The following is a 13,407-nucleotide window of genomic DNA, read 5'->3' as shown; positions in this document are numbered from 1 at the left end:
GCCGCAGCGGCCGACCAATCCGACGCCAGCTTCTTCCGCCCAGATCACTGCCGCGCAGGGTTACCCTGAAAAACAATTCCGAAAAACTTCGTCTCGCTAATCACTTATCCACATAGCGAGCACAAGCGTTTTGAAAATTGGCCCCGGTAACCACGATTGTAACGGTTTCTTAAAAAATTTTGCGAGTGCAGCGAAAATTGTCACGCGCGTCGGCGCCGCGCGATTCTGCGCGCTGATTCAAAAACTTGGTGTGGAGTATCGCAATTGCAGCGTTGCAACACAGCCGAAGAGTCGGGCAACGACGACGAATCACGGATTGTCAGAAATCGCGCTTGGTGTATTTGTTACTCGTTCGCGACGCTCAAGGCTCTCCTGACCAGCGCGGTATGAGACCCAAGAACGGACGTGCAAATCGGCGGCGGTGTGCGCGTTAGCGACGCTTTCCAAGCGAAGCTGAGTTGGTAACTCATAGCAATATGAGAACGGCTGTTCTGTGTCTAAATTTCCCGGCGTGGCGCTCACGTATCAAGCGCGCTCCGGACAAGGGGAATGAGATGCTTACCGACGATGCAACGATTGGGAACGCGGAGCGCGTGAACGTGTTGAAGACGACAGACTGAGGTACGCGGCGGCGCAGCGGTCGAGCAAGCGGATGTTCGGTAGCGGCAGACTGGCTTTGAAAACACTGGTGATCTGATTGCTCGCCGCGCGTTCTCGCGGCGAGAGGGGGAGGTACTATGCTTTACGGAATCAACGCGACATTCGGCACGCTCATTTCCATCGAAACCGCTTCTGAATCCCTGAACAACGTTTCCAACCGACCTCCTACGCGAACTCCGGGCAGACCGTCGAGTACGCGCTGACCTCGCGGTAGCCTCTCACCCATCCAGCCTTTGATCTGAGCAAGCGGCGATTCCGCCGAACGCCTGATCCATGCCTGGTGGTGGCTGAAGCCGCGCGTCGAGGTCGCGTCTGGCAGAAAACCTGCAAGGCAGCCTGTCAGTCGTTTCGTAAAAACATCATTACTCATTCAGAAAAGTTCTCAGGCAATGACAAATATGGAACAGGATCGCTGGTCGCGCGTGAAGGGGCGGTTGCGGACGAGTGTGGGCGAGGATGTCTACACGAGTTGGTTTGCGCGCATGGATCTGGAAGGCGTGCAGGACGAGAGCGTGCATCTGTCGGTGCCGACCCGGTTCCTCAAGAGCTGGATCCAGGCGCATTACGCCGATCGCGTCCTGACCTGCTGGCAGGCCGAGATGCCGGAAGTGCACCGCATCGACCTCACCGTGCGCACGGCGATGCGCAACGCCGCACCCGCCAAGGAAGTCACCGCACCGGCCGATCAGCGCCGCATCGAGCAGGCCAATGGCCGGCCCGCGCCTGAATTGCGCGCGACTGCTACCGCGCCGGTATCCGCCAGCCATGACGCGCTCGGCGGTTCGCCGCTCGACCCGCGCCTGACCTTTGCAAGCTTCGTGATCGGCCGCTCCAACACGCTGGCGCATGCGGCCGCACGCCAGGTCGCCGAAGGGCGCCGCGGCGATCCCGTGATGTTCAACCCGCTCTACATTCACGCCGGCGTCGGCCTCGGCAAAACCCATCTGCTGCAGGCGGTGACGTGGGCCGGCAATTCCGGCAGCGAGCGCAAGGTGCTGTATCTCACCGCCGAGAAGTTCATGTACGGCTTCGTCGCCGCGCTGAAGACGCAGACGGCGCTGGCGTTCAAGGAGGCGCTGCGCGGCATCGACGTGCTTGTCATTGACGATCTGCAGTTCCTGCAGGGCAAGTCGACCCAGGCCGAGTTCTGCCACACGCTGAATGCGCTGATCGATGCCGGACGCCAGGTGGTGATCGCCGCCGACCGTCCGCCGTCCGACCTCGAGAGCCTCGACGATCGCGTGCGCTCGCGGCTGGCCGGTGGCCTTGTCGTGGAGATGGGTTCGCTCGGCGAAGAACTGCGGCTCGGAATCCTGAAATCGCGCGTGGCAGCCGCCCGCGCTCATCACGCGAGCTTCGACGTTCCGGAGGCGGTGCTGGACTATCTGGCGCGCACCATCACCCATAACGGCCGCGACCTCGAAGGCGCTATCAACCGCCTGCTCGCCCATTCCAAGCTCAACGCCCAGCCGGTGACGCTGGAAATGGCCGAGCGCGAGGTGCGCGACCTGATCCGTCCGCAGGAGCCGAAGCGGATCAAGATCGAGGACATCCAGCGGGTGGTCGCCCGGCAATACAATGTCAGCCGTTCGGACCTGCTCTCGTCGCGGCGGACGGCAAACGTGGTCCGGCCGCGTCAGGTCGCGATGTATCTGGCGAAGACGCTGACGCTGCGCTCGCTGCCCGAGATCGGCCGCCGGTTCGGCGGGCGCGACCACACCACGGTGCTGCACGCCGTGCGCAAGATCGAGGCACTGGTGGCCCGGGATATCGCGCTGTCCGAAGAGGTCGAGTCGCTGAAGCGGCAATTGCAGGAATAGTGGCGGCAGGAACAGGATCTGGCTCCTCCCCAGCCTCTCCCGCCCTGATCAGGGCGGGAGAATTTTTTTCTGCCGCCATTTTCTGCCGCAAAAGTGGGGAACGGGGTGCCGTCTCCCTTGCACCGGCGCCCCATCCGCGCCACCTTGCGGTCCCCCCGGGGGTTTGATCAAATCCGATCCTGATCCGGCTTTTCGGGTTTCCAATGCCGCGGCGCTGCCTTTACAGGCCGCCCGGCTTTTCCATCTCTGGCGGGTATTGCAATGAAGGTCACCGTCGAACGCGCGCAACTGCTGAAATCACTGGGCCACGTCCATCGTGTGGTCGAGCGCCGCAACACCATCCCGATCCTCGGCAACGTGCTGGTCCGCGCCGAAAACGCCAGGCTGTCGCTGAAGGCGACCGACCTCGACCTGGAGGTGACCGAAACGCTGGCGGCGGAAACCGCGACCGGCGGCTCCACCACCGTGCCGGCGCACATGTTCTACGACATCGTCCGCAAACTGCCCGATGGCGCGCAGATCGTGCTGGAAGCCGACGGCGACCGTTCGGTGATGGCGATCCGCGCCGGCCGCTCGCGCTTCACACTGCAGACCCTGCCCGAAAGCGACTTCCCGGACCTCGCCGCCGGCGACATGACGCACTCGTTCTCGCTTGCGGCTGCCGACGTCAAGCGGCTGATCGACCGCACGCAGTTTGCGATCTCGACCGAAGAGACCCGCTACTACCTCAACGGCATCTATCTGCACACGGCCGGCAGCGCCAAGGCCGCAACGCTGCGCGGGGTAGCGACCGACGGGCATCGGCTGGCGCAGATCGACCTGGCGCTGCCCTCCGGCGCCACCGGCATGCCCGGCGTGATCGTGCCGCGCAAGACCGTCGGCGAGGTGCAGCGGCTGATCGAGGACAACGAGGCCGAAGTCAAAATCGAGCTGTCGCAAGGCAAGATCCGCTTCACACTCGGCAACGTCGTGCTGACCTCGAAACTGATCGACGGAACTTTTCCGGATTACGGCCGCGTCATTCCGCAGAATAATGACAAGGAGCTGGTCGTCGACAAGAAGGACTTTGAGGCAGCGGTCGACCGCGTCTCGACCATTTCCAGCGAGCGCGGCCGCGCCGTGAAACTCGCATTGTCTTCGGGCAAGCTGGTGCTGTCGGTGACCAATCCGGATTCCGGCAGCGCCACCGAAGAACTGGAAGTCGAATACGCCTCCGATGCCCTCGATATCGGCTTCAACTCGCGCTACCTGCTCGACATCGCCGCCCAGATCGAGGGCGAAGTCGCCGTGCTGCGCCTCGCCGACCCCGGCTCGCCAACGCTGGTGCAGGACAAGGACAGCAAGGGCGCACTGTATGTGCTGATGCCGATGCGGGTGTGACGGTTTCTGGCGACACGGACCCCGATTCTCCCTCTCCCCTTGTGGGAGAGGCGAAGAAAAGACCGACGCTGCCCTAATGACCCCCTCGCGCATCCATCGCCTCAATCTCACGCATTTCCGCAATTACCGCGCGGGAAGCGTGCAGACGCGCGGTGATGTCGTGGTGCTGGTCGGGCCGAACGGTGCCGGCAAGACCAATTGTCTGGAGGCGATCTCGTTTCTCTCGCCTGGCCGCGGCCTGCGGCGCGCGACGCTGGAGGATGTCGCGGACAACCAGGGCGACGGCTCATGGGCGGTGTCGGCCGAGGTCGAGGGCGCGCTGGGGCTTGCCACGCTCGGCACCGGTATCGATGCGCCGGCCGCGGAGGCGGCGTCAACCAGCCGGCGCTGCCGGATCGACCGCGAGCCCGTGAGCTCGGCAACCGCCTTTGGCGACCATCTGCGCATGGTGTGGCTGACGCCCGCCATGGACGGGCTATTCCTCGGCGCGGCGTCCGAACGGCGGCGCTTCTTCGATCGGCTGGTGCTGGCGATCGACAGCGAACATTCCAGCCGCGTCTCGGCGCTGGAGCGATCGCTGCGCTCGCGCAACCGCCTGTTAGAAGTGCGCAACTATGACGACCATTGGTGCGATGCGATCGAGCGCGAAACCGCCGAGCTTGCGGTTGCGGTCGCCGCGACTCGTGGACAAACGGTGACGCGACTGGCGGCGATGCTGCGCGAACGTGGGCAGGCTTCCGCCTTTCCGTCAGCGCAGATCATGCTCGACGGCTGGATGGAAAACGCATTGGTCAATGAATCCGCAACCGCGGTCGAGGATCGCTACCGCGAGATCCTGCGTGCGAGCCGCGCGCGCGACGCCGCGGCCGGCCGCACGCTGGACGGTCCCCACCTCACCGATTTCCAGGTGGTCTATGCGCCGAAGAACATGCCGGCGCGCGACGCCTCCACCGGCGAACAGAAGGCACTTCTGATCGGGCTGGTGCTGGCCCATGCCACTCTCGTTGCCGAAATGACCGGCATCGTGCCGCTGCTGCTGCTCGACGAGGTCGTCGCGCATCTCGATCCCAACAGGCGCAAGGCGCTGTTCGATGAACTCGCCAAGCTCGGCGCGCAGGTCTGGATGACCGGCGCCGATCCGGCCGGCTTCGTCGACATCGGCGCGGCCGGCGAGATTTTCGACGTGGAATCCGGCCAAGTGAAGCGTCGTACCTGAGCCGCCGCGCCTGAGCGCGGCGGAAAGGGCCGGTTTGAACCTAATCCCGCGCCGGCGCGACTAGTTTTCGGAAATGGCGTCAGCGACGCCGCGGCCCTTGCGGTCCTGCGGCCAATACGCCGGCAAATACAGGAGACGAAAATGCCTGAGATCGCGCGCGGGATCGTCCCGGCCGGAAAGCGCCTGCTGCCGCTGATCTTCCTGCTCGCTGTCGGCGCACCGCTATCGGCGAGAGCCGACAAAGGCATCGTGGACGTCCGCACGCTGCCGCGCCTGGAAGGCGCCGTCGAAGATACTTCCCGCACGCAATCCTACAGTATGAGCTACGGCGTTCCGACCGTGGTCCCGGTGACGTCAGCGGCCACCAAGAAGCTGCTCGCCGCCGACGGTTGGGTGCAATTCCTGCGGCCGCTCGATGAGAAGAGCAGCCTGCTTACCTTCAAGAAGGCCCAGCAGGGACTGAACGTTCATTTCACACAAGGCCTCGGCCGGCCCGATCAATCGGTGGTGTACTACACTGCCGATCGGATCACCTCCAACGTGCCGTTCCCGCCAGATGCGACCGATATCGTGTTCGATCAGCACCGGCCGTATCTCGGCTGCATTGCGCCTCTCGCCTTCGACGCGACGATCGATTTCTTCCGCAAGGAGCTGGCCGCGATCGGCTGGAAACCGCTCACCGCCGCCGATGCGGCCGCGCGCTGGCCAAACTCGGAACTGAACGAAAAGGTCGAGAGCGGCGTGCGCGCCTATTACACCCATGATGACGGAGACGGTTTCTATCGGCAGCGGCCGATCATGCTGACGCTGCTGCGCCGTGATGACGGCCGGACCGGCGTGGAAATCCGGGTCGCGCCGTTTGCGCTCCCGGATGCGCTGGAGGCCGATTCCGAGATGGCCGGCCTGCCGCGGCCGAAGCCGACCAAGACAGCGAAAAGTTCCGGCGGGTCGGACTCTATCCGCCGCGAGATCGAGGTCGCCGTCATCGCCGAGCTACCTGCTACGCTCGCGTTCTATCGCCGCGAACTTGCAGACCGCAACTGGATGGAAGAAACAGCCGGTGCGGTCGTCACGCCGGATAACGTCACGCTGAATTTTTCCTCGCCCGAACAGACCGCTGTCCTAAAGCTCAGCCGCAAATACGACCTGACCGTCGTCAGCCTCGTCACGCAGATGAAGGAGGCGGCGCTGGCCGCGCGCGCCAGGGCGAAGAAGGAGGCCGACGCCAGGTTCATGAGCGATGCCGCAGCGATGGCCAAGCAGGTGATCGCCGCCGACGAGTCGCGGCGGGTCGCGCAGGCCGCCAACCTCTCGGATGCGCCGCTGCGCGCATTGGCGGACAGCGAGACGCCGGTGCCGCTCCCGGAGAACGCGGAAAACGTGAAATTCGACGGTGCCGACGGCCGGCTCGGATTCGATTCCGCCTCCAGCGTGAGGGCGATCGCCGCATTCTATCGCAGCGTGCTGAAGTCGCAGGGCTGGAAGGAGCGGCCTTCGGTCATCAACCAGGCCAACATGGTCGTGATGGATTTTTCCAAAGACGGCAAGGCGTTCTCGCTCACCGCCATGCAGATGGGGCCCAAGGTCAAGGTCAACGCCGATGGTACCGGCCTGGTGATGGCGAACGCCAAAACGGCCGCCAGGGCTGACGGATCGTCCGCTCAGGCCTCCAACGAACCGGAGGCCAACGAACCGGGCGCCAAAGCCGCCGACGAGGTTCTCGAACCGGAGGCCGATTCACCGTTGCCGGTGCCGAGCAAACGCACCATGCGCTCGATCGGAACCGGAAAGATGCCGGGCAGCGACGCACCGTTCCGCAGGGAGCTCGAGGCCAGCGTTCCCGCCACCCTCAATTCGGTGCTGGTCTTCTACCGCAGCGAACTTAGCAAACGCGGCTGGCGGGAGACGGCGGAAGGCGCCATCGTGAAACCTGACCAGATGCTGCTAACGTTTGCCTCGCCCGACGGACCGGCGACGCTGAAACTCAACCGCAACAAGGGCGCGACCTCGATCAATCTCGCCCAGAAATATCCGGCGGCAGCCGCCAAGGCCGACGTCGTGCCGAAGCCCGGCCAGTCCAAACTGATGTTCGGCAATATCGGCAAGAGCGACGCTACGGTTTCGATCAACAAGCAGACGATCAAGATCGCGGCGGGTGCCGGCGGTCCGCAATCGCCGAGGCCTCCGATGATCGATCTGCCGCCGGGCAAATACCAGTATGCGCTGAAAATCGCAGGCGGGCCGGCGCGCAACAACCAGATCGAGATCGGCGCCGGCGATACCTGGGGCGTGATGATCGGGCCCGGCGGCGACGTGCTGCCGCTGCAGATGTATTGAGCGCGGGCCCTATCTCGGCTTGCTCGCAGAGGCTTCGCCGGCGAGCAAGCGGTCGATGATCGAGTCGATCAGAAAGACCGATCCCTTTTCGGTCAGGTGCACCTGATCACTGACGGTGATGTCCGCTGCCGCGTCCCCAATGCGCGTCAGGCAACCCTGCGCATTGCAAAAGACATCCGACGCAGAGATGAATTCCGCGCCGAGCGGCTCGAGCCGGGCGCGCATCACGGCATCGTAGGCGGTGGGTGGTGCGGCATTGGGCGAACGCTCCGGGATCAGCGCGCGATGAAGCATGAAATACCTCAGCACCTCGGACGGAAGCCCGCGCCGCCATGCCGGCACTCCGCCGAGAACGACGACACGGGCATGGGTTTCCTTCTTCAGCGCGACCACCGTTTCAGCCACGTTGCCGAGATGTTGTTCCCAGGTCCCATGCAGCAGAACGATGTCGGGCTTGATCTGCCGGAGCAACGAAAAAACCTTGTCATTCATCGCGCGGCAATTGGGCGGGCTCACGATGTCGGCGTTCAGCGCCGGAATGCAGGAACTGGAGGTGAGCTGCGCGATGCCGAAGCCTCGCGCCTCCTGCGCTTTGCGCAGGCCGGGCAGCAGGGCGCCGGCAGTCGAATCGCCCCATATCAGCACCAGCGGGCGCCGATCGCGCTCGACGCAGGTGTCGGCAAACGTCGTTTCCCGGCCGAGATCAAGCAAGCATTCATGAAACCGCCACTTGAAGCTCTCCGTCTGCACGCTGGCCATGGCGCGGATTTCCGGCGGCAGCCGGAAGTCGAAGCCGCGGCCCCAAATGACTGCGGACCCGGCGACCGCGATCATCGCCATGCCGGCCCCGAGGCTGACCATCTTGCGCCGGCTCGGGAGGCCGAAACGGAACGGTATCTCGACGAACCGGTAGGTAGCCCAGGCCAACAGCGCGCTTGCGAGCAATATCAATTCGCGCTCAGGCAGCGTCAGCGGACCGAATTTGATGATCCCGCCGAACACCAATAGCGGCCAGTGCCAGAGATAGAGCGGGTAACTGATCAGACCGATCCACACCAGCGGCGGACTTGCCAGCACGACCCGGTTCACCCACGCCGCCGGCGCAGACAATAGAAGCGCGCTACCTGCGACCGGCAGCACCGCCCACCAGCCCGGAAAGGCGCGGTGGCTGTCGAGCATGACGGCCGCCCCAGCGATCAGCGCCACGCCGATCCAGGCGCGCCGGTTGCTCGCCACGCTGGACGGATTGACGTTCATCCAGCCGCAGGCCAGCACCGCGCCGCTCAGCAATTCGAACGCGCGCGTGAACGGCAGATAGAAGGTCGCGATCGGATGTGAGCCGATCCATGTCACGTTGAGCAGGAACGAGACGATGCCCAGCATCGCAGCCGTCGCCATGATGCTCATTCGAAAGCGTGCGGCGAGCATCAAGAGCAGCGGCCAGAACAGATAGAATTGTTCCTCGATGCCGAGCGACCACAGATGCAGCAGCGGCTTTTTGGCGGATTCGATGTCGAAATAGCCGGACTGCAGCAACAGCGCGATATTGGCCAGGAACGCCGCGCTGGCCAATGTGTCGCTGCCGAGCTGCGCAAAGGCCTGCGGCAGCATCCAGAACCAGCCCAGCATCCATGTCGCGCAGAGCACCACGATCAGCGCCGGGAAGATGCGCCGGATCCGTCGGTTGTAGAACTCAACAACGCTGAAACGGCCGAGGTCCAATTCGCGCGTGATGATGCCCGTGATCAGGAAGCCCGAAATCACGAAGAACAGGTCGACGCCGATGAAGCCGCCCGACATGGCGTCCGGGAACGCGTGGAAGTTCAGCACCAGCATCACGGCAATGGCCCGCAGGCCGTCGACATCGGGCCGATATTTTGCTGAAGGCTGGAACAATGGAGAGCTGACCCGGGATCGCTGCGAACGGCAGAAAACGACGACAAGCCGCCGCGCCGCCTTCTCTAGCAGATCCGCGCCGGTCTGCCATTTGCCGCCGCGACGGCTGCCAAAAATCCGCACGCCGAGGCGCAGAATCAGCCGTCGAATCGCGCTTTTCGAAGCCTCCGGAATCGGCCTTTGGAGACCTTGAAAAAGGGTAAAAAACCACCATTTATTCAATGACTTGTGGACAGAGAGATTGCGCTAGGCGCGATGCCTCTTTCATGGCACAAATAGATCAATCAGCGCCTCATATTGCGCCGCTGATTCGGGACATCCTCGAAGGCCTCACATGACAGAACCTGCCCGGCAGACCCCTGCCGAAACTGAGCATCCCATTCCGGTCGAATATGGCGCGGAATCGATCCGGGTGCTGAAGGGCCTCGATGCCGTGCGCAAGCGGCCGGGCATGTATATCGGCGACACCGATGACGGTTCCGGCCTGCACCACATGGTCTATGAGGTCGTCGACAACGCCATCGACGAAGCGCTCGCCGGCCACGCCACCGCCGTCGAGGTCATCCTCAACGCTGACAACTCCGTGACGGTGCGCGACGACGGCCGCGGCATTCCGGTCGACATCCACAAGGGCGAAGGCATCTCCGCGGCCGAGGTCATCATGACCCAGCTCCATGCCGGCGGAAAATTCGACCAGAACTCCTACAAGGTTTCCGGCGGGCTGCACGGCGTCGGCGTCTCTGTCGTCAACGCGCTGTCGAGCAAGCTGCAGCTCCGGGTCTGGCGCGACGGCAAGGAGCATTACATCGAATTCGCCCATGGCGACGCGGTCGCCCCGCTCAAGGTCGTCGGCGAGGCCAACGGCAAGCGCGGCACCGAGGTGACGTTCTTTGCTTCGGCCGAAACCTTCAGCAATGTGGAATATGATTTCGCGACGCTGGAGCATCGGCTGCGCGAACTCGCGTTCCTCAATTCCGGCGTCAACATCCAGCTTTCCGACATGCGTCACGCGGTCGAAAAGCGCGAGGTGATGCAATATGCCGGCGGCATTGAGGAGTTCGTGAAATATCTCGACCGCAACAAGAAGGCGATCGTACCCGCCCCGATCATGGTGCGGGCGGAATTAAACGATATCGGCGTCGAAGCGGCGCTGTGGTGGAACGACAGCTACCATGAGAACGTGCTGTGCTTCACCAACAACATTCCGCAGCGTGACGGCGGCACCCATCTCGCCGGCTTCCGCGGCGCGCTGACGCGCCAGGTCAACGGCTATGCAGAGGCCAATGCGAAAAAGGAAAAGATCGCGCTGACCGGCGACGATTGCCGCGAAGGCCTCACCGCCGTGCTGTCGGTGAAGGTGCCGGACCCGAAGTTTTCGTCGCAAACCAAGGACAAGCTGGTGTCCTCGGAAGTGCGCCCGGTGGTCGAGAACGTCCTCAACGAGGCCCTCGCAGCGTGGTTTGAGGAGCATCCGACCGAGGCGAAAGTCATCGTCGGCAAGGTGATCCAGGCGGCTGCGGCGCGCGAAGCCGCCCGGAAGGCGCGCGAACTGACCCGCAAGAGCCCGCTCAGCGTCTCCTCGCTGCCAGGCAAGCTCGCCGATTGCCAGGAAAAGGATCCGGCCAAGTCGGAACTGTTCATCGTCGAGGGCGACTCGGCAGGCGGCAGCGCCAAGCAGGGCCGCAACCGGGAATTCCAGGCGGTGCTGCCGCTGCGCGGCAAGATCCTCAATGTCGAGCGCGTCCGCACCGACAAGATGCTGTCGAGCGAGCAGATCGGCACGTTGATCACCGCGCTCGGCACCGGGATCAGCGACGATTTCTCGGCCGACAAGCTGCGCTACCACAAGATCATCGTGATGACGGACGCCGACGTCGACGGCGCTCATATCCGCACGCTGCTGCTGACCTTCTTCTACCGGCAGATGCGCGAATTGATCGACCGCGGCCACCTCTATATCGCTCAGCCGCCGCTCTACAAGGTGACGCGCGGCAAGTCCGAGCAGTATTTGAAGGACGAGCGCGCACTGGAAGATTATTTGATCGCTACCGGCCTCGACGACTGCGTCTTCAAGCCGGCGACGGGGTCGGAACGCGCCCGCCGCGACCTGCTGTCGCTGGTGGAGGACGCGCGCGTCATCCGCGGCATCCTGCACAATCTGCATAGCCGTTATAACCGAAAGGTTGTGGAGCAGGCGGCGATCGCGGGCGTCCTGAGCCCGAGGATCACCAGTGACATCGAGACCGCTAATGCGGCCGCCGACTACATCGCCAAGCGCCTCGATGCACTGGCCGATGAAGTCGAGCGCGGCTGGGCCGGCCGCTTTACCGAAGGCGAAGGCTTCTTCTTCGAGCGCACCATCCGCGGCGTCAAGGATGTCGCCATCATCGACGACGCCCTGCTCGGCTCGGCCGATGCCCGCAAGCTCGATGATTACGCTGCGAAGCTGCAGGAGGCTTATCCCAAGCCCGGCGTGCTGCGCCGCAAGGATGCCGAGACCGTGATCCACGGACCGGTCAGCCTGTTCGAGGCGGTGACCGACGCCGGTCGCAAGGGCGTGGCGCTGCAGCGCTACAAAGGTCTCGGCGAAATGAACCCCGGCCAGCTCTGGGAAACCACGCTCGACGCCAACGAGCGCTCGCTGCTGCAGGTGAAGATCAAGGAGGTCGACGAGGCCGACGACATCTTCACCAAGCTGATGGGTGACGTGGTCGAGCCGCGCCGCGAATTCATCCAGGATAATTCGCTCAGCGCCAATGTCGACGTGTGAGGCAGGACGCAACCCGTGTCGCCCATTCAATACATCGTTGAAGGCGGCCACCGGCTTGCGGGAACGATCGAGCCGTCCGGCAACAAGAATTCTGCGCTGCCGATCATCGCCGCCGCCCTGCTCACCGAGCATCCGGTCACGCTGGAAAACGTGCCGCGCATCCGCGACACCGAGACGCTGGTCGAACTGATCCGCTCGGTCGGCGCCTCGGCCGAATGGAGAGAGCGCAATACGCTTGATATCCACGCCAAGGACGTCCGCGCCGCCGATCTCGATCCCGAGCTCTGTGCCCGGATCCGCGCCTCGATCCTGCTGGCCGGGCCGCTGCTCGCCCGCTGCGGCGAGGTGGCGCTGCCGCCGCCCGGCGGCGATGTCATCGGCCGCCGTCGCCTCGACACGCATTTCCTCGCCTTCGAGCAATTGGGCGCGACCGTCACCGCAACGCACCGGCTGGAATTCCGTGCGACCGGATTGAAGGGCGCGGACGTCTTCCTCGACGAGCCCAGCGTCACCGCCACCGAAAACGCGCTGGTCGCAGCCGTCGCGGCCCACGGCACCACCTATCTGCGTAACGCCGCCTCCGAGCCGCATGTGCAGGACCTCGCGCATTTCCTGGTCGCGCTCGGCGCCAAGATCGAAGGCATCGGCACCAACACCATCATCGTGCACGGCCCGGCGACGCTCGGCGGCACGCGCTATTCGATTCAGCCCGACCATATCGAGGTTGGCTCCCTGATCGGGCTCGCTGCCGTGACGCGCTCGCCGCTGCGCATCGCGAAGGCCGGCGTCGAGCATCTGCGCTCGATCCGGATGGGCTTTGAGCGGCTCGGCATCGTCTGCGGCGTCGAAGGCGACGACCTCGTGGTGCCGTCCGGCCAGACCATGAAGATCCACGACGATTTCGGCGGCCACGTGCCGAAGCTGGAGGACCAGCCCTGGCCCGCCTTCCCGGCCGACCTGATGTCGATTGCGATCGTCACCGCCACGCAATGCGACGGCGTGATCCTGATGTTCGAGAAGATGTTCGAGTCGCGGATGTTCTTCGTCGACAAGCTGATCTCGATGGGCGCCCGCATCGTGCTGTGCGATCCGCACCGTGCGATCGTGGCCGGCCCGAGCCGGCTGCACGGCGCGCCAATGACCTCGCCCGACATCCGCGCCGGCATGGCCATGCTGCTGGCAGCGGTCGCCGCCGAAGGCACCTCGACCATCAACAACGCCGACCAGATCGAGCGCGGCTATGAGCGCATCGAAGAGCGGCTCAATGCGCTGGGTGCGAAGATCACGCGTGTGCCGGAACGAGGCGGCGGATAGGCCGCAGCGCGTCA

The 13,407-nt window shown here is 64.1% G+C and carries 8 protein-coding genes; 6 read left to right on the top strand and 2 right to left on the bottom strand.

Annotated features, from left to right (window positions below):
- Window positions 1-742 precede the first annotated feature (742 nt).
- Entirely contained in the window at window positions 743-1,030 is a 288-nt protein-coding gene (locus tag V1288_RS12670) for a hypothetical protein (RefSeq protein WP_334357355.1), read from the bottom strand.
- 19 nt (window positions 1,031-1,049) lie between these two features.
- Here V1288_RS12670 and dnaA point away from each other — a divergent pair, with 19 nt between their 5' ends.
- The 4 genes from dnaA (at window position 1,050) to V1288_RS12650 (ending at window position 7,413) form a co-directional block, all read left to right on the top strand.
- Window positions 1,050-2,480, top strand: a complete 1,431-nt coding sequence (gene dnaA, locus V1288_RS12665) for a chromosomal replication initiator protein DnaA (protein WP_334357354.1) — start codon at window positions 1,050-1,052, stop codon at window positions 2,478-2,480.
- Window positions 2,481-2,741: 261 nt separating this feature from the next.
- Complete coding sequence (gene dnaN / locus V1288_RS12660) at window positions 2,742-3,860, top strand: DNA polymerase III subunit beta (RefSeq protein WP_334357353.1); 1,119 nt, start codon at window positions 2,742-2,744, stop codon at window positions 3,858-3,860.
- Window positions 3,861-3,936: 76 nt separating this feature from the next.
- Window positions 3,937-5,076 carry a DNA replication/repair protein RecF gene (gene recF, locus V1288_RS12655; protein ID WP_334357352.1) on the top strand — a complete coding sequence of 380 codons (1,140 nt, stop codon included), beginning with the start codon at window positions 3,937-3,939 and terminating at the stop codon, window positions 5,074-5,076.
- A 141-nt stretch (window positions 5,077-5,217) separates the two neighbouring features.
- Window positions 5,218-7,413 carry a hypothetical protein gene (locus tag V1288_RS12650; RefSeq protein WP_334357351.1) on the top strand — a complete coding sequence of 732 codons (2,196 nt, stop codon included), beginning with the start codon at window positions 5,218-5,220 and terminating at the stop codon, window positions 7,411-7,413.
- 9 nt (window positions 7,414-7,422) lie between these two features.
- On the opposite strand, the gene V1288_RS12645 is transcribed toward V1288_RS12650, so the two are convergent.
- Window positions 7,423-9,309: an acyltransferase family protein gene (locus tag V1288_RS12645; RefSeq protein WP_334357350.1), complete on the bottom strand. Its 1,887-nt coding sequence runs from the start codon at window positions 9,307-9,309 to the stop codon at window positions 7,423-7,425.
- A 334-nt stretch (window positions 9,310-9,643) separates the two neighbouring features.
- Between V1288_RS12645 and gyrB the strand changes: the two genes are divergently transcribed.
- Both gyrB and murA read left to right on the top strand, forming a co-directional pair.
- Window positions 9,644-12,079 (top strand): DNA topoisomerase (ATP-hydrolyzing) subunit B, encoded by a 2,436-nt coding sequence (gene gyrB / locus V1288_RS12640; RefSeq protein WP_334357349.1) that lies wholly within the window; start codon window positions 9,644-9,646, stop codon window positions 12,077-12,079.
- Between the two features lie 15 nt (window positions 12,080-12,094).
- Window positions 12,095-13,393 carry a UDP-N-acetylglucosamine 1-carboxyvinyltransferase gene (murA, locus tag V1288_RS12635; protein WP_334357348.1) on the top strand — a complete coding sequence of 433 codons (1,299 nt, stop codon included), beginning with the start codon at window positions 12,095-12,097 and terminating at the stop codon, window positions 13,391-13,393.
- Window positions 13,394-13,407: the final 14 nt, after the last annotated feature.

Source organism: Bradyrhizobium sp. AZCC 2176 (genome assembly GCF_036924645.1).
Classification (GTDB): Bacteria; Pseudomonadota; Alphaproteobacteria; order Rhizobiales; family Xanthobacteraceae; genus Bradyrhizobium.
Note: the sequence above shows the minus strand (reverse complement) of the source record. Positions and strands in the feature narration are given on the sequence as shown.